The following is an 18,943-nucleotide window of genomic DNA, read 5'->3' on the forward strand; positions in this document are numbered from 1 at the left end:
CCGGCGTAGAGCAAATACACGCCGCGCGGCGCGTGACCAAGCGACAAGCGCTGTCACGCGCCACGCGACGCGGGGTTGCGGCGGTCCGTGGAACGGCATTTGCATGCCGGTTGCCACTGACTTCTGCCGAATCGATATGCGTGAACCCGACCCCATGCAACCCGCCCTGCTCGATCCGCCGTCGCGCGACACCGCCGACGCGCCGCCCGTCGTTCACGACGGCGAGGTGATGGACACGAGCTCCACTTGCGAATGGATCCTGAAGGCGCATCGTGCGAGCGTGCTGATCGACGCGGCCTCGTATTACGAGGTGCTGCGCAAGATGATTCCGCGCGCGCGGCATTCCGTCTTCATACTCGGCTGGGATATCGACAGCCGTATCGAACTGGTGCCGGGCGGCGTCGATGACGGTTTTCCAGCCAAGCTCTCCGAATTCCTCTGCGCGGTGCTCGACGAAAATCCGCACCTGCGCATCTACCTGCTCGGCTGGGATTTCGCAATGCTCTACGCGTTCGAGCGCGAGTGGCTGCCTTCCTACAAGCCGGCCTGGCACGCGCACCGGCGTCTGTGGTTCCGGCTCGATGGACGGCATCCGCTTGGCGCGTCGCATCATCAGAAAATCGTCGTGATCGACGACAGCCTCGCGTTCACCGGCGGCATCGACCTCACCGGTTCGCGCTGGGACACGCCGGAGCATCGGCCCGACGATCCGCTGCGCAAGAACCTGGGCAAGACGAGCTACGAGCCGATGCACGACGCCCAGTTGATGTTCGACGGCCCGGCCGCCGCCGCCATCGCGCATCTGGCGCGCGAGCGCTGGCGCCGCTCGCGCCGCAGCGGCAAGGCTGGCCGGCCGTTCAACGGCAAGCCGCCGCCGCGCACCGATTTGTGGCCGGCGGACATCGAACCGGATTTCGTCGACGTCGACCTCGGCATTTCGCTCACCGAACCCGCCTACGACGGCAGGCCGGCCATCCAGCAGGTGAAGGCGCTGCATCTGGCCGCCGTGGCCGCCGCGCGCCGCAACATCTATATCGAGAACCAGTACTTCACCGCGAATTCGGTCGGCTCGGCGCTGCAAAAACGTATTGCGGAGCCGGACGGCCCCGATCTCGCCGTGGTGTGCCCTTACCGCCAGAGCGGCTGGCTCCAGGAGGCGACGATGGGCGTGTTGCGCGCCCGTCTGCACAAGCTGCTCGCGGCGGCCGACAGCAACGGCCGCTATGCGATGTACGCCCCTGCCGTGGACGCGCCGAACGGGCGGTACATCAACGTGCACAGCAAGATCATGATCGTCGACGAGCGCCTGCTCGTGATCGGCAGCGCCAATCTGAACAATCGCTCGATGGTGCTCGATTCGGAGTGCTGCATCGTGATCGACGGGCGCGACAATCCGCAGCGCCAGGCCGCGATTGCACGCATTCGCAATCGCCTGCTCGCAGAACACCTGGATTCGAGCGAGACCGACGTCGAACAGGCGCTCGCCCGACATGGCCGGCTGAACGCGGCGATTGCGAGCCTGAAGGGCAACTCCGCGCGCACGCTGCAACCGTTGACGCCCGAGGTGCCGCCCGAACTGCGCGACATTGCCGACAGCGTTCACGTGCTCGATCCAGAAGCGCCGATTGCGGCCAACGAACTGCTCGCGCAGTTTCTGCCCGAGCCCACGCACCGCCCGGTGATCGCCAAACTGCTGGTGCTCGGCGCGCTCGCGCTCGGCGTCGTCGCCCTGACCATTGCGTGGCGTTTCACGCCGTTCGGCCACGAACTGAGCTTCGCGAAGCTCACCGCCGAAACGCAGCGGCTCGCCGCCACGCATTTCGGCCCGCTTGCGGTGGTGGCGATGTACGCGCTCGCCGCGCTGCTCTCGGTGCCCGTGACCTTGCTGATCGCCGTAACGGGTCTGGTGTTCGGCGCGGTAGCGGGCGCCGCCTATGCGCTCGCCGGCACGCTGATCGCCGCGGCGGCGGGCTGGGCCGCGGGCGCCTGGCTCGGCCGCGACGCCGTGCGCGAGCTGGCCGGCGCGCGCCTGAACCAGTTGAGCGAGCGCCTGCGCAGCAAGGGACTGGTTGCCGTGATCCTGTTGCGGCTGGTGCCGGTCGCGCCGTTTTCGATTGTCAATCTCGCGGCGGGCGCCTCGCATATCCGCTTCAGGGACTTCATGGCGGGCACGGCTATCGGCATGACGCCGGGCGTGGTGCTCGCGACCTCTTTCGCGCGCCAGCTGGTAAGCGCGGTGCGCCATCCGACGCCGCTTTCGCTGCTGCTCGTCGCTGTTATCGGCGTGGCGCTGGTGTCGATGTCGCTCGTGTTGCGGCGCATGCTGATGAGGCGGCAATGAGCGGGCGCGCGAACGAAACCGTCGCCCTCGAAGAAGCGCAACCCGCGCCGCGCGTGCAGACGCGGCCGGCACACGCGAGCCATGCGGGCGAGCCGCTGCGCATCGTCACGTACAACATTCATGGCGCGGTGGGCACGGACGGCAAGCGCTCAGGGGCGCGCATCGCCGAGGTGATCTCGGCCCTGAACGCGGACGTGGTGGCGTTGCAGGAAGTGCCGTTGGGCGGTGCCGCGAGCATCGACATACTGCGCGAATTGCAGGACCTGACGGGCATGCATGCGGTGCCCGGCCCGACGCTCGACGGCCCGGACCGGCGCTTCGGCAATGCGGTGCTCACCAACCTGCCGGTGCGCGCCATCCGCACGCTGGATCTTTCGTTCGGCAGCCGCGAGGCGCGCGGGGCGCTCGACGTGGATATCGACACCGGCAACGGCCTGATGCGGATTGTCGCGACGCACCTCGGACTGTCGGCGCGCGAACGCCGCGCGCAGGTGAGGCTGCTGCTCGAAGCGTTCGACACGCCCGAGCTTCCGGTGATCCTGCTTGGCGATCTGAACGAATGGTTTGTCTGGGGTTGGCCGATGCGGGCATTGCTCACGCGTTTTGGCCGGGTCGCGGCGCCGCGCACCTTTCCGTCGCGGTTTCCGACCTTTGCGCTCGACCGCGTGTGGGTGCATCCGGCCGCACGGCTCGTCGATATCCAGGTGGATAAAAGCCGGCCGGCGCGCATTGCATCGGATCATCTGCCGCTCGTCGCGCGTGTGCTGCGCTAGAGGCGCGGTTTGCCGGTTCGTTCTGCGGGTTTGGCTGTCATGTAGCCATACCTGAACGCGGGGACGGCAATGTTGGAACGGCGCGTGCTGAGTATGTGGGATGCGCCGCGTGCGCTATGTACGCCTCGTGTAGCGGGTGTACCGCGCGTACCGCATATGCCCGACAGTTCGCGCGCGAAATGCCGTTCGCTACCGCCCCCAGCCAGGAGATAACTCATGACCGAGCAGCAAAACACCTCTTCCAGCCCGGCTTCCAACCCGAGTTCCAACGCGACCCCGGAGCCTGCCGCGCCGCCCTCGCCGTCCACGCCCTCGCGTGAAGGCTTGTCGGGCCCGGGGCCTGCCCAGCCGCAGCCGATCCCTTCGCCCGCGCCGGGCACGCCGCGCACGCCGGGCGGCAACCAGCTCGACGCCATCGACGAAAAAGACGCCGACAAGGTCGTGCCGAAGGATTCCAAAGAGACCCAATTGCGCGACCCAAGCTCTGCGCCCGGCGCCGGCAGCCATAGCGTGGACGATGCGGGCTCGCCGCCGAAGCCGCTCTGAACACCGGCGGCTTGCGCCTGCCCGGCAAAGCGGCAAACCCGCAGACCTGCGAAGCCGTCAGGCGTCGATCTTCGACATCACCGCAGTGGCCGGATCGTACCGATACCCTTTCTGCTCCAGACGTTCCGCGAGCGTCGCGCTAATGAGCTTTTGCTGCGCGTCGCGCGAGATCAGATCGTGGTCGGGTTTGAGCCGTTCCAGTTCCGACGAGAGCCTGCGCAAAAGCGCGACCTCGGCCGCGCTGCGCGCGTCGAGGAACGTCACTTTCTGATTGGTCGCGCCAAGCCGCTGCTTCAATTCCTTCGCATGCGCGATCCATTGCTCGGCAAGCGTGCGCAATTCGGCGTAGGCCTTTTCGTGCGCCTTCGCCTGACTGGCCATCTGACGGCGCAGCGACGCAAGTTCCTCGGCCATCGCGGCTTCCTTCGACTCCTGCTCGGGAGACGGCGTCTCCACCGACGCGCTCTGTTGCTGAAGCTCCTGTAGCCGCTGCGCATGCGTGCTTTCGGTTTCGGCAAGCCGACGCTCGAGCTCCGCCACGCGTTGTTCAGCCGTCTGCGCACGACTTGCAGCCGCCGCTGCATCTTGCGCGAGGCGGGTGGTCTCAGCAGTGGCGGCCGCGTTCGCTTCGCTCATCTGCGTAAGCTGTTCGCGCGCGCCGGCCAGTTCGTGCTGCACGCGTTCGAGTTCGGCGCGCGAAGCGGAGGCTTCGTCGCCGCGAGCCGCATGCGCGTCGCGTTCGGCCGCCAGTTCCGCGCGAGCCTGGTCCAACTCGGTTTGCAACGCGGCGAGCTGCGCGAGGTTTTCGCTGGCCTGCATTGCGGCGTCCTGGGCACGCGACGACGCCGCGCTCGACTCCTCGGCCCAGCGTTGCACTTCGCGCGCGTGCGCTTGACCGGCCTCGCCGAGCGCCGTGGCCTGTTGCCGCGCGGCGTCGCGTTCCTCGACGAGGCGCGCGATCTCTTCGTCTTTGGCAATGGCCGCGGTGCTCAACGCTTCGCGCGCCTGACTGTCTTCAGCCGACGCGGCTTCAGCGGCTTGCAGCCGGGCTTCGGCAGCGGACGCGCGCTCGTCGGCTGCGGCAATGCGCGCTTCGGCGGCCGTCGCGCGTTGCTCGAACTCGGCAACGCGGGCATCGGCAGTCGCTGCGCGTTCCTCGAACTCCGTCACGCGAGCTTCAGCAGCCAGCGCCCGTTGCTCGAACTCCGCGCCGCGGCCTTCTGCAGTCGCTGCGCGTTCCTCCAGTTCCGTCACGCGCGCTTCGGCGGACAACGCCCGTTGCTCGAATTCCGCAACGCGGCTTTCCGCACTCGCTGCGCGTTCCTCCAGCTCCGTCACGCGCGCTTCAGCGGACAACGCCCGTTGCTCGAACTCCGCGCCGCGGCTTTCTGCACTCGCTGCGCGTTCCTCCAGTTCCGTCACGCGCGCTTCAGCGGACAACGCCCGCTGCTCGAACTCCGCAACGCGGCTTTCCGCACTCCCTGCGCGTTCCTCCAACTCCGTCACGCGCGCCTCGGCAGCCAACGCCCGTTGCTCGAACTCCGCGACCCGCGCCTGTGCAGTCGCCGCCCGCTCCTCGGCCTCGGCAATGCGCGCCTCGCTCGCGGCATCCCGCTCCTCGGTTTGCGCGACGCGCGACTCGGCTGCCGCCGCGCGTTCCTCGAGCTCCGCAACACGGTCCTCGGCGGCCTTCGCGCGGTCGCGCAGCGCCGGCTGCTCGTTCGCGAGGCGATTCAGGGCTTCTTCCGAAATGCTCAGCGCGTTCGTGAGCGTGGCGACACGCTCGCGCGCCAACTCGGCTTCGGCGAGCGTGTTCTGGTATTCGGCCAGCGCCTCGTCGCGCTCGGCGGCAAGCGCATCCGCGTGGCCGCCCGCCAGCGCAAGCCGCTGATTGACGACGCGCTCGGCTTCCTCGCGCGCGCTCGCCCACAGCGCGCCGGCGGCGCTCAGCATGGTTTGCGCGACGTCGTCCGGCAAGCTGGTCATGACCGACTCAGGCGCCTGCGCCGAAGCGGGCTGCCGTGCCTGCCGCCAGCGCTCCAGTGCCGCGGACACCGCGACGATCGAACCGCTGCGGACTTCCCCCCAGATCGCCAGCGCGGACACCTTCTTGCCTTCGCCGGCCATGCGGTCCGCTATTTGAGCCACCCGTTCGTCGGTGACGGTGTCTGTTTCCATGGACATGAACGCCTCGAGATTCAAAGTAAGCAGGCGGGAACCGAGCCTTCCGCGCCGTCGTGAGTGGCAGGTATTTTACCGGGCAATTCCGCGGGCTCGCGGCGGCGCGTCGCGCCGCGCGCGCGAGCACCGACAGCGCGCGTCTTCACTTGCCGCCGTAGACGACTTTCCATACGACGTTGCCCACGTCGTCGGCCACATACAGCGCGCCCGCCCTGTCGACCACGACGCCCACGGGCCGCCCCCATGCATGCCCGTCGGGGCTCAGAAAACCGCTCAGGAAAGTCTCCGGCATGCCGACGGGTCGCCCTTGAGCGAACGGCACGAAAATGACCTTGTAGCCGCTCGGTTCCTTGCGATTCCACGAGCCGTGCTGGCCGACAAACGCGCCGCCCCAGTAGTGCTGCGGAAAGCTCCTGCCGGTATAGAACGCGAGTCCGAGCGACGCAGTGTGATTGCCGAGCGCATAGTCCGGCGTGAGCGCGCTCGCCACCTTGTCGGGCTGCTGCGCCTTCACGCGCGTGTCGACGTGCTGCCCGTAATAGCTATAGGGAAAGCCGTAGAAACCGCCGTCTTTCACCGCGGTCATGTAGTCGGGCACGAGGTTGTCGCCCAGTTCGTCGCGCTCGTTGACGGCGGCCCACAATGCGCCGCTCTCGGGTTGCCAGTCCATGCCGTTCGGATTGCGCAGTCCCGAGGCGAACACGCGCGAGCGCCCGGTCGCGAGCGTGTATTCGAGAATCAGCGCGCGGCCCTCTTCCTGCTCGAGACCGTTTTCGCCGACGTTGCTGTTCGAGCCCACCGTCACATACAGGCGCTGCCCGTCGCGGCTCGCCACCACGTTCTTGGTCCAGTGATGATTGATGGGCCCTGCCGGCAGATCGGCGACCTTCTCGCCGGCCGCCGTGATCTGCGTGTCGCCGGGACGATACGGAAAGCGCAGCAACGCGTCGGTATCGGCAACGTACAGCGAGTCGCCGACGAGCGCCATGCCGAACGGCGAGTGAAGGCCCGCAATCAGCACGCTGCGGCTTTGCGCGCTGCTGCCGGCGCCGCGCAGCAGCACGATCCTGTCGGGGCTCGGCACGCCCGCGCCGGCGCGCTTCATCACGAGCTTCATTACCTGCTTGCGAAACCAGCCGACGATGCCCTGGTGCTCGTCGTGCTGCGCTGGCGCATTGCTTTCGGCCACCAGCAGATCGCCGTTCGGCAGCGCGTAGAGCCAGCGCGGATGCTCGAGACCGGTAGCGAAGGCGCTCACCGTGAAGCCTTCCGGAGCTGTCGGCATGTTCTCGCTCGCGCGCTTCTGCACGGGCGCTATGTTGATGGTCGGCAGTAGCGAAGTTTGCGGCGCCGGCAGTTCGGGGTGGGGGCCGAGCCCGGTGTCGCCGATATCTTCGGCAGTCGACGCGCAGGCCGTGAGGCTGAGCGCGAACAGCACCGCTACGGCGCCCACGCGCGCCTCGCGCAATCCGGCGTAAAGCTTGTTCATTGCATGGTCTCGCAGGTTGGCAAATTCACGGGCTTGTTCAGATTTCGCTGCGTCTTAGCAGATAGTCGAGCCCGCCCACGCGATACCAGCGGTATCCATAAGGCTCGAGCACCACCGCATGGCGGCCGTCGTCGTTCTCCTCGCTGTGATCGTCCGAGAGAAGGTTGATGAGCCGGTTCTGGCCAGGCTCCGTGCAGCCCGAGCGAAAGCGCACCGTGCAGGCCTCGGCGCCGAAGTTATGCAGGCACAGCACCGAGTTGTTGCGCCAGTCGTAACGAAGCGCGAGCACATCGCCGCGCGATACGCGCAACACCTCGAAGTCGCCCCAACTGATCTCCGGCACTTCGCGGCGCATGCGGATCATGCGCTCCATCCAGTTCAGCATGGAATTTGGATCGCGCCGCTGGGTCGCCACGTTGATTCTCTCAAAGCCATAAGCGCCGCCTGTTATCACGCGGCACGGCGGCTTGGGGTTCTTGGTGAAGCCGCCGTGCGGCTCCGTCGACCATTGCATCGGCGTGCGCGCGCATTCGCGCTCGGGCAGGCTGAGGTCGTCGCCCATGCCGATTTCGTCGCCGTAACGGAAGACCGGCGTGCCGGGCAAGGTCAGCATCAGGCTGTATGCGAGCTCGAGCCGGCGTCTGTCGCCGGCGAGCATCGGCGCGAGGCGGCGGCGGATGCCGCGCTCGTAGAGCTGCATGTCCGGCTCCGGCGCGAACGCGGCGAACACGGCCTCGCGCTGCTCGGGCGTCAGGCGGCCCAGATCGAGCTCGTCGTGGTTGCGCAGGAACACGCCCCATTGGGCAGTCGGCGGACGCGGCCTCGTTGCCGTCAGTGCTTTCTTCAAGGGTGCCGTATCGCCGGTTGCAAGCGTGTAGAAGGTGTTCTGGTTGAGCTGGAAATTGAACATCATCTGCAGACGCTCGCCCGCGTCGCCGAAATAGTCGAGGTCCGTATTGGGCAGTACGTTGGCCTCGGCGAGGATGATCGCGTCGCCCTGACGCCACTGCAAAAACTCGCGAAACGCGCGCAACATGTCGTATTGCTCGACCGGCTTGCGCACCTTGGGGCCTTTCGTCGCGATCACGAAGGGTACGGCGTCCATGCGGAACCCCGACACGCCGAGCTGGATCCAGAAGCCCATGATCTTCAGCAATTCGGCCTGCACGTATGGGTTGCTGGTGTTCAGGTCGGGCTGGAAGTCGTAGAAGCGGTGGAAATACCAGCGCTTTGCCTGCTTGTCGAAAGTCCATGTGGACTTCTGCACGCCGGGAAACACCACGCCGTCTTTTGCATTGGGCGGCTGGCGGTCGGACCACACGTACCAGTCGCGATACTGCGAGCCGGGATCGCTGCGTGCTTGCCTGAACCAGGGGTGCTGATCGGACGTGTGATTGACGACCAGATCGATCATCACACGCAGGCCGCGTTCGCGGCACGCATGCGTGAATTCGGAGAAGTCGCCGAGCGTGCCGTATTTCGGGTCGACGTTGTAATAGTCGCAAATGTCGTAGCCGTTGTCGCGGCCCGGCGAAGGCTGGAACGGCATGAGCCAGATCGTCGTCACGCCGAGGCCTTGCAGGTAGTCGAGGCGGCGCAACAGGCCCCTGAAGTCGCCCACGCCGTCGCCATCGGCGTCCATGAACGTGCCTACCGAGAGGCAGTAGACAATGGCGTTCTTGTACCAGAGGTCATTGAGCATGCGATCCGCGCCTCGCGCCTTGACAATCGATCGTTGAGAGGACTTGCAATGTCGGAACTGGCATGGTGGCAACGCGGCGTGATCTACCAGATCTATCCGCGCTCGTTTCAGGACAGCAACGGCGACGGCATCGGCGATCTCGCGGGCATCACCTCGCGTCTTTCGTATCTCGCCGAGCTGGGCGTGAACGCCGTATGGATTTCCCCCATCTATCCGTCGCCCATGGCCGACTTCGGCTACGACGTCGCGGACTACTGCAACATCGACCCGATGTTCGGTACGCTTGCCGACTTCAAGCAATTAGTGGACCGGGCCCACGACCTGGGGCTCAAGGTGCTGCTCGATTTCGTGCCCAACCATTCGTCGGACCGCCACCCCTGGTTCGAGGAAAGCCGCGCCTCGCGGGACAATCCGAAGCGCGACTGGTATCTGTGGCGCGATCCGGCGCCCGACGGCGGCCCGCCCAACAACTGGCTAAGCCGCATGGGCGGTTCGGCGTGGGAATGGGACGCGCGAACCGGCCAGTACTACTACCACGCGTTCCTGCGCGAACAGCCGGACCTGAACTGGCGCAATCCGCAGGTGCGCCGCGCGATGGACGACGTGCTGCGCTTCTGGCTGGATCGCGGGGTGGACGGCTTTCGCGTCGACGTGCTGTGGCTGCTCATCAAGGACGCGCAGTTCCGCGACAACCCGCCCAACCCGGCGTATGAGCCCGGCCAGCCGGACCATCACCTGCAAGTGCAGCGCTACACCGAAGACCAGCCTGAGGTGCACGAGATCGTGCGCTCGATGCGCGCCACGCTCGACGCCTACGGCGAGCGCGTGCTGATCGGCGAAATCTACCTGCCGGTGCCGCAACTGGTTCGTTATTACGGCGCGAACGGCGACGGCGCCGACATGCCGTTCAATTTCCAGTTGCTCAACGCGACATGGCATGCAGGCGACATCGCCCGCATGATCGCCGATTACGACAGCGCGCTGCCCGAACACGCATGGCCCAACTGGGTGCTCGGCAACCACGACAATCCGCGCGTCGCCTCGCGCGTGGGCGCCGCGCAGGCACGCGTAGCCGCCGTGCTGCTCCTGACGTTGCGCGGCACGCCGACGCTCTACTACGGCGACGAGCTAGGTATGACGGACGGCGTGATCTCGCCGGATCAGGTGCAGGACCCGGCCGAACTGCGTCAGCCAGGCATCGGCCAAGGGCGCGACCCGGAGCGCACGCCGATGCAATGGGACGCGGCGCTGCCCAATGCCGGTTTTACAACCGGCAGGTCATGGTTACCAGTCGCGACCGAAACCAGCGTGCAAACCCAGGACGGCGACGCGTCGAGCATGTTGTCGCTGTATCGCCGGCTGCTGGAGTTGCGGCGCAGCAATGCGGCGCTCGTGCAAGGCTCGATCGAGCATGTCGCCGCCTATGGCGACGTGCTTACTTACGAGCGGCATTACCGCAACCAACGTTTGTGGATTGCGCTGAACATGGGTGCAGCGGATGCGCAAGTGCAGTCGCCCGCAGGCATCGTGCTGTTATCGACGCTGCCAGGCCGCGACGGCCAGCGGCTCGTCAACGGCATGAACCGTCTGGCGCCCGCCGAGGCGTTGATCGCCTCGATCTGACGGCTAGACGCCGCTTGACGTGAGCGCCTCTGCGGGGCTTTTCGGCAGTATCACGCGGAAGGTCGAGCCCTGTCCGACCTGCGAGCGCACCTCGATGCGCCCGCCCTGCTTGCGGACAATGCCGTAGGAGATCGACAGGCCGAGCCCAGCCCCGGTGCCGACCGGCCTCGTGGTAAAGAACGGGTCGAAGATGCGGTCGCGATGTTCCGGCTTGATGCCCTGGCCGGTGTCCTCTATCTCGACCCACACGGTGCTCTCGTCATGACCGGTGCGCACGGTAATACGGCCGTGCCCTTCAATGGATTGCGCCGCGTTCATCAGCAGGTTCATGAACACCTGGTTCAACTGCGACGGAATGCATTCCAGCTCGGGAATCGCGCCGAACTCGCGCTCGAGCTCCGCCTTGTACTTCAACTCGTTCCAGACGACGTCGATGGTCGTATCCAGATTGCTTTCGAGATTGGCCCACTGCTTTTCCGCCTTGTCGACATGCGAGAAGTCCTTCAGGCCCTGCACGATGCGCTTGACCCGCTGCAAGCCTTCCACGGACTCGGACAGCAGCGCGGGAATATCGGTGCGCAGATAGTCGATGTCGATCTCGCGTTTCAATGCGGCGAGCGTGGCGCGCGATTCGGCAATCAGTTCGGCCTCGGTGCGCTCGTAAGCGGCAAGCGCGGTCAGGAGGTCCGCTACATAGCGTTGCAGCGTGCCGAGATTGGCGTTCACGAAGCCAACCGGATTGTTGATTTCATGCGCGACGCCCGCCGCGAGCTGCCCGATCGAAGCGAGTTTCTCCGACTGCAACAACTGACTGTGCGCCTGCGCGAGTTCGTCGATGAGCGCCTCCTGGCGGATTTTTTCTTCGCGCAGCGCGGCATATGCGCGGGCCAGTTCGCGTCTGTCCTGCTGGAACTGCTCGACGGCGCGCGCCATGTCCCCGATCTCGTCGCGGTCCGTCAGGACGCGCGCGGCGCGGGCCTCTTGCGCCGCTTCGCCGCTACGCAGATTGCTGCTGACCACTTCGAGCCGCGCGAGCACATGCTTGCCGAGAAACGCATGCGCGACGAGCCATGCGAACAGCAGGCTCACTGCAACGAGGCCCGTAATCCAGCGCTCGTTTCGCGCGGATGCCCCGGCGAGCTGCTGCACGGCCTGCTGGAACTCCTGCGTGCATCGATCCGACTGAAGCTGCGCCGACGCCACCATTGCGCTCGCCTGCTGGCTCAGACGGTCGCTGAAGGTATCGCGCGATGCAGGCGGCCGCGAAGCAGCGCGCGCGCCTGCGCCGCTCTGCCCTGCCGCCGCACGCGGCGCGGGCTGAATGGCCGCGCGCAGTTCGCTCTCGCGCAACTGCGCGACGATGTTCACCGTGTTGCGGAACAACTGGCTCGCCTGATGAAGGTCGAGCACGCTGAGGTCGTCATTAGCGGCGGCCAGCCGATCCGACAGGCGGTCGAAAGTCTCCAGTTGCCTGAGGATGTCGGCATAGCTCGCACGCATCGCGTCGAGCGAGCCGGCGCTCGCCAGCCGCGATGCTTCACGCTCGATCAGCAACGTGTGCTGCACGAGCGTGTCCGCGGCCTGCATGCGGGTGAGCTCGCCGGTGGCGAGCAGGCGCGTCTCGTTCGTCGTCACACGCAGCGTGTAGACGGCCGTGAGGCCGCCCGTCGCGATCAGCAGTGTGAGCACGACGGTCGCGAGCGTGAATTGCCAGCGCAACGAGCGCGGCAATCGCGCGAGGCGTGTGAGCGCTAGGCGCATGTGCCCGTTCCTGCGGAGTTGTTCATCGCCGTCACCGCTTCCAGATGCCGCGGTAGATGTCGCGATAGCCGTTGTCGGGATCGAACTGGCCTTGCAAGCCGCCGTCGAAGCGAATGTTCGCCGCCGTCACCAGATGAACCGGCGACACATAGCCCGTAACCGGCTGATGCGCGAGCAGGCGATTCAGTTCGTCGACCAGTTGCCAGCCCTGCAGATTGAGCGGCTCCGCGACCGTGCCGGTCTGGAACGTGCCCGCCTGGATGCGCAGGAATGCCGCCGCGCTGCCGTCGCCCGCCGACAGCATGCTCAGGCCCGGGTTGCGTTCGCCGGCCCGGGTCAGCGCGGGCGCAGCGTAGTCGAAGTAGATATCGTTGATCGCGAGTGCATAGTTCCAGCGCTTGCCGTATTGCGCGAGCAGTTCGTCGGTGAGCGCGGGCATCTGCTCGGCGCTTTTCGAAATCGCCACATCGTGCACCGCGAGCAGCCGGCAATCGCGGCATGCGCGAATCACGTCGAGCATGGCATCGGTCTTGGCTCGCGCGATCTGGAAATTGCCGTCGGTAAACACCACCACGCCCGCGCGCCCGCCTGACTGGATCACGGCTGCCATTGCGGTGATACGCGCAACATCCAGCGGATTGGTGGATACGTTCATCGCCACCGGAGCGTTCGTCATGGCGCCCGCAACCGGGCCGACGTGCCAGCCGACGAGCGGAACCTTGCGCGCGGCGAACGGCAGCAAATCCGGCTTCATGTCGGCTGCGTCCACGCCGACGAGAATCACGCCGTCCGGCTGCAACGCGAGCGCAGCCGTTGCGGCCTTGCTGCGGCCCGCGGCAGTTCCGCGCGCGTCGTAGACGCGGGTGTTCCAGCCGATCGCGTTGGCGGCTTCCTTGATGCCTTTGGCGACGCCCAGCACGCCGCCGTTGCGCAAGTCCTCGCTGATGATTGCAATCGTTGCGCCGCGCACTGCCGCCGGGCCCGACCTCGGCCCGCTCCAGCGCGACGCCGGCTCGCTCGCGCTATCCACGGCGCGCTGCATCGCGGCGAGATCGAGCTGCGCGGCCCCTGCCGCGCGACCGGCGCGCTGTGGCGCATTCTGCGCGCATGCGGGGCGCATGCCCAGGCCGCACAGCACGAGCAGCGTGACTATGAGCGCAACGCGTGAATGCATGACTCCTCCTGAACGTTGCCGGACGATGGGCCTCGCGGCCGGTAGAGGCAACCGGATTGTGCGCGGCGAGATGTCCCTCTTCATGCTGTTTACGGCGGATTCGCGGCCTGCTTGATACGCCGCGCATGACGGAAAACCCCTGGTCGCGGGCCGCTTGCGCGGCAGCGTCGGCCGCGGCTGTGAGTGCACGCGCGCCCGTGCGCTCGTACTCATGCGTTCTGAACCAGGGTAAGTACCGCTCCGTGCCAAGCCCTTGTGCTCCGTTAATTGATTCATGGCGGCGACGCCGGGCCACCACGCAGCAACACTCACAGGCCGGGCGATGAGAGCGCTGCCTGCTTTGTCATTTCACGGGCCATTTCGGTGAAAACCAAACTGTCGGAAGCTATTGTCGAGCGGGTGAATTGCGGGGTCTTCACGGTGGATCGCTCGCTGCGCATTCTCACGTGGAATCGCTTCATGCACTCTCACAGCGGACGGTCGGCCGAGTCCGTAGTCGGGCAAAACCTGCTCGACGCGTTTCCCGAGTTGCCGCGGCAGTGGCTGAGCCGCAAGATCGAGGGCGTGTTCGTGCTTGGCACACCGGCGTACTCGTCGTGGGAACACCGCCCGTATCTGTTTCGCTTCGAGCATTCGCGGCCCATCACCGGCACGATCGACGCAATGCGTCAGAACTGCAGCTTCATTCCAATCGAGGACGATCAAGGCGAGGTGTTCGCGGTCGGCGTCACGATTGTCGACACCACCGACGTCTGCATCGCCTACGGCGAGCTTCAGGACCGGGAGAAAGCGGTGACCAGCGCGCTCGCCGAACTGACCGTGCGTAACGAGCAGCTGACTTCGCTTAACGAAGCGCTTGCGCACGCGCATCAGCAGTTGCTGCAATCGGAAAAGCTGGCCGCGATCGGGCAGCTTGCCGCGGGCGTCGCGCATGAGATCAACAATCCCGTTGGGTTCGTGCTGTCGAATCTGAACACGCTCGACAACTACGTGAAGACGCTGATCCGCTATGCCGCCGACGTGGAACGCATGGTGAGCGAGGCCACGCCCGCACTGAAGAAGGACATTGAGGCGCTCGCCGAACAGGCCGACCTCGAGTATCTGGTCGGCGACGCCCCCACGCTCGTGAACGAATCGAAGGAAGGACTCGCGCGCGTGCGCACCATCGTGGTCGATCTGCGCGACTTCTCGCGCGTGGACAGCACCCATGTGTGGGAGCTTGCGGACATTCATCGCTGCATCGAGTCCACGCTGAACATCGTGCACAACGAGGTGAAGTACTGCGCGCATCTCGTGCGCGACTACGCCGAAATACCGCTCGTGCGCTGCATCCCCTCGCAGATCAGCCAGGTCGTGCTGAATCTGGTCGTCAACGCGGCGCAGGCGTATGGCGCCAACCACGAGCAGCACGGCGCGCCGCGCGGCACCATCACCGTGCGTACCGGCATGGACGCCGCCGATCCGTTACACGTGTGGTTTGAAATCGCCGATGCCGGCTGCGGCATTCCGCCCGAGCACCTGAAACGTATCTTCGACCCGTTCTTCACGACGAAGCCGGTCGGCCAGGGCACCGGCCTCGGTTTGTCGGTGACCTATGGAATCGTCAACGCGCACCGCGGCACGATTTCCGTGGACAGCACCGTCGGCAAAGGTACGACGTTCCGCGTCACGCTGCCTGTCGACGCAACCCAGTTTGAAGAAACCAGCAGAACCGAAGCGCTCGCGCCAAACGGCTCGCTGGATGCAATCGCGTTGCCGGCGCAGTCGCCGGCAGCCATATGAGGTAGACCTATGCCATTGCCCGTACTGGTTGTCGACGATTCGACACTCGCCCGAAAACTCTTGATCCGCTCCCTGCCGGAGGAATGGGACGTCGAGATCACCCAGGCATCGGACGGCGCCAGCGCGCTCGAGCTGTATCGCGCCGGCAAGGGCGCCGTGATCTTTCTCGATCTGACGATGCCCGTCATGAACGGCTTTCAGGTGCTCGAAGCAATCCAGCACGAAGGCCTGAATACATTTGTGATCGTCGTCTCGGCGGACGTGCAGTGCGGCGCCGTCGAGCGTGCGAAGGCCCTCGGTGCGATCGGCTTCATTTCCAAGCCGGTCTCGCCCGAAGCAATCCGGCCGATTCTCGCGGAGTACGGTCTCCATGAATGAACAGTCTCTGAACGAAGACCAGCGCGACGCCTTGCAGGAAATCTGCAACGTAGGCATGGGCAAGGCCGCCGCGGCGTTGGCCAAACTGCTGGGCGCATTCGTCACGCTTTCGGTGCCCGACATCCGTCTGGTCGGCGTCGAACAGTTGCGCACCGCGCTCGGCGCGCAGGACGAAGGCCAATTGCGGCCCGTGCGCCAGGCGTTCCAGTCCGACATATCCGGCGAGGCTATCGTGCTGGTCGGCAAGGACGGCCAGCGCGAACTGCAACAGCTGATGGGCCATGACGTGAGCGCGCCGGACACCGAGGTCGAAGTGTTGTGCGACATCACCAACCTGCTGGTCGGCGCGTGCGTGCAAAGCGTGTTCGAGCAGTTGGGGCGGCACATCTGCTTCTCGCAACCGACGCTGTTGCCGCTCGCGGGCAAGAAGCAGGACGCCCTGCTGCCCGGCGGGCGCTGGGACGTTGCGCTGCTGCTGGAGATTCACTTCACACTCGAGGAAGGCGGCTTCGGCGCGCGCATGGTGCTGCTGTTGCCCGATGCGGCGATCCGCGGAATGAAGGAAGCGCTCGACCACTTTCTCGAGGCGCTGTGAGGCTGCGCTCATGCGAGCTGATGCAACAGGCGCTGTCGCGCGAAATCAATCACGAGGTTAATCATGTCTGAACTTCTGGCAAGCGCTACGCCGGGCGCGCCCGGCAACGTCGAACTGGCGGAGCCTGTGTCGCCCGCTGCCGCCGATACAGATGCCGCACCGGTTCCCACCCTGCTGCTGGTGGACGACGAGCCCGGTGTGATCTCGTCGCTCAAACGCCTGCTGCGCCCATTGAAGTACGAGGTGCTGAGCGCGAACAGCGGCGCGGAAGCGCTCGCGCTGCTCGAATCGGCGCAAGTCGACGTGATCATCTCCGACATGCGCATGCCGAACATGGACGGCGCCGAGTTCCTCGCGCGCTCGCGCACCATGACGCCCGACGCGATTCGCATTCTGCTTACCGGCTATTCCGAAGTGGATGCCGTGGTGCGCGCAGTCAACGAAGGCCACGTCTATCACTACCTGCACAAGCCCTGGGACGACCAGGACCTGCTGCTGACCATCCAGCGCGCGCTCGAACAGCTCGCGCTGCACCGCAAGGCCGAGCGGCTCACCGCGCTGCTGCAGGAGCAGAACGGCAAGCTGGCGTCGTTCAACATGGAACTGGAGCGCGAGGTCCACGCACGCACCGAGGAAATACGTCAGACTGTGATGTTTCTCGAAGGCGCGCAGCAGGACCTGAAAAGCAACTTTCTGACGATGGTGAAGGTGTGCGCGAACATGGTCGAAATGCGCTGCGGCTTGCCCGGCCATTCCGCGCGCATCGGCGAAACGGCCCGACAGCTGGGCGCCGCGCTCGGCTTGAGCGACTACGCGTGCAACGAACTGCTGATGGCCGGTTTGCTGCACGGCATCGGCAAACTGTTTCTGCCCGATGCGTTGCTGAAAACGCCTATCGCGAAGCTGCAACCGCAGGAGGCGAAGCTGTATCAGCTTCATCCTCTGCACGGGCAGATGGCGCTCACGCCCGTGTCGCAACTGAGCGGCGTGCAGACCATGATCCGTCACCAGTACGAACGTTACGACGGGCGCGGCACGCCGGATGGCCTGATCGGCGGACTGATTCCGCTCGGCGCGCGCGTGCTGGCGCTCGCGCGCGACGCGGAAGATCTGCGCATCGGCGTGATCGCCCCGCAAAAGATGAGCGACGCGCAGATTATCTCCACCGTGCGCGCGCAAAGCGGAATTCGCTACGATCCCGCGATCGCGGAGAAATACATCGAGCTGCTGACGAAGCACGCCGAATTGACGCCCGAAGGCGTGCCCGACCGCGTCGACGCCTCACACCTGAGGGAAGGCATGAAACTCGCCGACGACCTGCGCACCTCGCGCGGCACGCTGCTGATGACCAAGGGCAAGGTGCTGTCCGCCGACCAGGTCGCGCAGATTCGCCGCTATGAGCTGCACGAAGGCGAGCCGTTCGTGATTCTGGTGGAGCGCGCGGCGGATGCGCGCAAGGCGGAAGCGGTCTGAACTTCTGGCCCGAACTTCACGCCTGAACTTCGGGCCTGAACTTCTGGCCTGAACTTCGGCGCCAAGCCGGGCACCGGCGTGAGATCCTGCTACCCGCGCCGGTCCCGTTGCGCGCGCGGTTCAGTCGCTGTCGTTGCTGCGATAAAGCGCGGCTGCCGCGAAACCGGCCGCAAGCGCGGCGTACACATAAAACATCGAGCGCTTCGACAGATGCGCCTCGAAGCCGGGCGTGAGGCGGCTCGGCACCGCGTGATAGTCGACGGTATAGGCGATTGCCGCGGTGGTCGCAGCGGTCGCGGCGATTTCCGCCACGCCCGCGCGGCGCCTCACGCGGCATTGCCAGCGCTCCAGCAGTCCTTCAAACAGCACGCCCCAGAAAATCGCCGACGCCTGGTGGATTGCGAGCCCCGTCAGCGTGAAGCGCGCGCTTGGACCCGTCTCGCTGAATGCGCGGCGCGGCCATAGGCAATGGGTGACTGCGTTGAGCGGCGCGTAAGGCGTGCTGCCGTCGGCGCGCGCCCGCGCGCCCGCCGTGACGGCTGCGGCGCCGCCCGCCGCAGTGCCCGACACCGTCGCACGGCAGATGAGGTTGACGAGGTGGTTCATCAGCTTGCTCCCGAACCGTGCGCGGAATCTTCGAGGCCGTGCCCGGCCCTTCGCTCGACCAGATAACAGCCGCGCTCCACACCGTCGCGCAGGGCCTCGGCGTGCGTGGTCCATTCCGGCGTGACCGGTTCCACGTCGGGCAGCGGGAACGGTTGGCCATCCACCGACGCCTCGATTAGCGCTATCCACGCGCCGCGGTCGTTCTGCTTGGCGCTGACCACGATGTCCACGCCGCGATGCTTGACGCGCATCGTGCCGTCGCTGTGCGTCTCCAGGTCCGTGCTGCGAATATCCGTGCCTGCCATGCGTACCTCCAGAGTGTTTGCGCGCCATGCATTGCGCGAGGCGGTTGCGCGCCGCGTGAAGCCGTGCGTGAAGCCATGCATCGCCCCTTAGGTCGTGCGATCAGCCGTGTGCGCGTGCATGGTCCTATTACGCCGTTGCAGCAACGCGTGTGCCGTGCGATGGCACGCGCATTGCTGCCCTCGTGGTCCACACCTCGATTCCAAGACCATTCGG

Annotated in this window: 15 protein-coding genes; 8 read left to right on the forward strand and 7 right to left on the reverse strand. The window is 66.0% G+C overall.

The window, feature by feature from the left end; genetic code table 11:
- The first annotated feature begins 136 nt into the window (after positions 1-136).
- The 3 genes from JNB89_RS00185 (at position 137) to JNB89_RS00195 (ending at position 3,660) form a co-directional block, all read left to right on the forward strand.
- A complete protein-coding gene (locus JNB89_RS00185; RefSeq protein WP_220360814.1) occupies positions 137-2,341 on the forward strand; it encodes a VTT domain-containing protein in 2,205 nt (734 codons plus the stop codon).
- Entirely contained in the window at positions 2,338-3,114 is a 777-nt protein-coding gene (locus JNB89_RS00190; RefSeq protein WP_013341138.1) for an endonuclease/exonuclease/phosphatase family protein, read from the forward strand. The genes JNB89_RS00185 and JNB89_RS00190 overlap by 4 nt, the downstream gene beginning before the upstream one ends.
- Positions 3,115-3,330: 216 nt before the next feature.
- Complete coding sequence (locus JNB89_RS00195; RefSeq protein WP_013341139.1) at positions 3,331-3,660, forward strand: hypothetical protein; 330 nt, start codon at positions 3,331-3,333, stop codon at positions 3,658-3,660.
- Between the two features lie 57 nt (positions 3,661-3,717).
- Here JNB89_RS00195 and JNB89_RS00200 read toward each other — a convergent pair whose 3' ends face one another.
- The 3 genes from JNB89_RS00200 to JNB89_RS00210 all read right to left on the reverse strand — a co-directional run bounded on the left by JNB89_RS00200 (position 3,718) and on the right by JNB89_RS00210 (position 9,032).
- Positions 3,718-5,844 (reverse strand): DNA-binding protein, encoded by a 2,127-nt coding sequence (locus JNB89_RS00200; RefSeq protein ID WP_220360815.1) that lies wholly within the window; start codon positions 5,842-5,844, stop codon positions 3,718-3,720.
- Positions 5,845-5,983: 139 nt separating this feature from the next.
- On the reverse strand, positions 5,984-7,330 hold the full coding sequence (locus JNB89_RS00205) for a PQQ-dependent sugar dehydrogenase (protein ID WP_220360816.1): 1,347 nt from the start codon (positions 7,328-7,330) through the stop codon (positions 5,984-5,986).
- Between the two features lie 37 nt (positions 7,331-7,367).
- The gene (locus tag JNB89_RS00210; protein ID WP_013341142.1) at positions 7,368-9,032 is read right to left on the reverse strand and encodes an alpha-amylase family protein; all 1,665 of its coding nucleotides are present in this window, start codon (positions 9,030-9,032) and stop codon (positions 7,368-7,370) included.
- Positions 9,033-9,080: 48 nt separating this feature from the next.
- On the opposite strand from JNB89_RS00210, the gene JNB89_RS00215 reads away from it, so the two are divergent.
- On the forward strand, positions 9,081-10,655 hold the full coding sequence (locus tag JNB89_RS00215) for an alpha-amylase family glycosyl hydrolase (protein ID WP_220360817.1): 1,575 nt from the start codon (positions 9,081-9,083) through the stop codon (positions 10,653-10,655).
- 3 nt (positions 10,656-10,658) lie between these two features.
- Here the strand turns inward: JNB89_RS00215 and JNB89_RS00220 are convergent, their stop codons facing one another.
- Both JNB89_RS00220 and JNB89_RS00225 read right to left on the reverse strand, forming a co-directional pair.
- Complete coding sequence (locus tag JNB89_RS00220) at positions 10,659-12,416, reverse strand: ATP-binding protein (RefSeq protein WP_220360818.1); 1,758 nt, start codon at positions 12,414-12,416, stop codon at positions 10,659-10,661.
- Between the two features lie 31 nt (positions 12,417-12,447).
- Entirely contained in the window at positions 12,448-13,590 is a 1,143-nt protein-coding gene (locus JNB89_RS00225) for a substrate-binding domain-containing protein (RefSeq protein WP_220360819.1), read from the reverse strand.
- A gap of 363 nt (positions 13,591-13,953) precedes the next feature.
- Between JNB89_RS00225 and JNB89_RS00230 the strand changes: the two genes are divergently transcribed.
- The 4 genes from JNB89_RS00230 (at position 13,954) to JNB89_RS00245 (ending at position 17,818) form a co-directional block, all read left to right on the forward strand.
- On the forward strand, positions 13,954-15,372 hold the full coding sequence (locus tag JNB89_RS00230; RefSeq protein ID WP_220360820.1) for an ATP-binding protein: 1,419 nt from the start codon (positions 13,954-13,956) through the stop codon (positions 15,370-15,372).
- 9 nt (positions 15,373-15,381) lie between these two features.
- Complete coding sequence (locus JNB89_RS00235; RefSeq protein WP_013341147.1) at positions 15,382-15,750, forward strand: response regulator; 369 nt, start codon at positions 15,382-15,384, stop codon at positions 15,748-15,750.
- Entirely contained in the window at positions 15,743-16,345 is a 603-nt protein-coding gene (locus tag JNB89_RS00240) for a chemotaxis protein CheC (protein ID WP_013341148.1), read from the forward strand. Before JNB89_RS00235 ends, JNB89_RS00240 begins: the two co-directional genes overlap by 8 nt.
- 63 nt (positions 16,346-16,408) lie before the next feature.
- Positions 16,409-17,818: an HD domain-containing phosphohydrolase gene (locus JNB89_RS00245; RefSeq protein WP_220360821.1), complete on the forward strand. Its 1,410-nt coding sequence runs from the start codon at positions 16,409-16,411 to the stop codon at positions 17,816-17,818.
- A 120-nt stretch (positions 17,819-17,938) separates the two neighbouring features.
- Here JNB89_RS00245 and JNB89_RS00250 read toward each other — a convergent pair whose 3' ends face one another.
- A complete protein-coding gene (locus JNB89_RS00250) occupies positions 17,939-18,424 on the reverse strand; it encodes a hypothetical protein (protein ID WP_220360822.1) in 486 nt (161 codons plus the stop codon).
- Positions 18,424-18,729 (reverse strand): DUF6566 family protein, encoded by a 306-nt coding sequence (locus JNB89_RS00255; RefSeq protein ID WP_135892115.1) that lies wholly within the window; start codon positions 18,727-18,729, stop codon positions 18,424-18,426. Before JNB89_RS00255 ends, JNB89_RS00250 begins: the two co-directional genes overlap by 1 nt.
- Positions 18,730-18,943: the final 214 nt, after the last annotated feature.

It is taken from the genome of Paraburkholderia phenoliruptrix (assembly GCF_019511605.1).
Classification (GTDB): domain Bacteria; phylum Pseudomonadota; class Gammaproteobacteria; order Burkholderiales; family Burkholderiaceae; genus Paraburkholderia; species Paraburkholderia phenoliruptrix_A.

Bases quoted from the DNA above. Each gene is read 5' to 3' on its own strand.
- JNB89_RS00200 (WP_220360815.1), bottom strand. From the start codon at position 5,844: ATGTCCATGGAAACAGACACCGTCACCGACGAACGGGTGGCTCAAATA.
- JNB89_RS00190 (WP_013341138.1), top strand. From the start codon at position 2,338: ATGAGCGGGCGCGCGAACGAAACCGTCGCCCTCGAAGAAGCGCAACCC.
- JNB89_RS00185 (WP_220360814.1), top strand. From the start codon at position 137: ATGCGTGAACCCGACCCCATGCAACCCGCCCTGCTCGATCCGCCGTCG.
- JNB89_RS00205 (WP_220360816.1), bottom strand. From the start codon at position 7,330: ATGAACAAGCTTTACGCCGGATTGCGCGAGGCGCGCGTGGGCGCCGTA.
- JNB89_RS00220 (WP_220360818.1), bottom strand. From the start codon at position 12,416: ATGCGCCTAGCGCTCACACGCCTCGCGCGATTGCCGCGCTCGTTGCGC.
- JNB89_RS00235 (WP_013341147.1), top strand. From the start codon at position 15,382: ATGCCATTGCCCGTACTGGTTGTCGACGATTCGACACTCGCCCGAAAA.
- JNB89_RS00195 (WP_013341139.1), top strand. From the start codon at position 3,331: ATGACCGAGCAGCAAAACACCTCTTCCAGCCCGGCTTCCAACCCGAGT.
- JNB89_RS00240 (WP_013341148.1), top strand. From the start codon at position 15,743: ATGAATGAACAGTCTCTGAACGAAGACCAGCGCGACGCCTTGCAGGAA.
- JNB89_RS00250 (WP_220360822.1), bottom strand. From the start codon at position 18,424: ATGAACCACCTCGTCAACCTCATCTGCCGTGCGACGGTGTCGGGCACT.
- JNB89_RS00210 (WP_013341142.1), bottom strand. From the start codon at position 9,032: ATGCTCAATGACCTCTGGTACAAGAACGCCATTGTCTACTGCCTCTCG.
- JNB89_RS00255 (WP_135892115.1), bottom strand. From the start codon at position 18,729: ATGGCAGGCACGGATATTCGCAGCACGGACCTGGAGACGCACAGCGAC.
- JNB89_RS00225 (WP_220360819.1), bottom strand. From the start codon at position 13,590: ATGCATTCACGCGTTGCGCTCATAGTCACGCTGCTCGTGCTGTGCGGC.
- JNB89_RS00215 (WP_220360817.1), top strand. From the start codon at position 9,081: ATGTCGGAACTGGCATGGTGGCAACGCGGCGTGATCTACCAGATCTAT.
- JNB89_RS00245 (WP_220360821.1), top strand. From the start codon at position 16,409: ATGTCTGAACTTCTGGCAAGCGCTACGCCGGGCGCGCCCGGCAACGTC.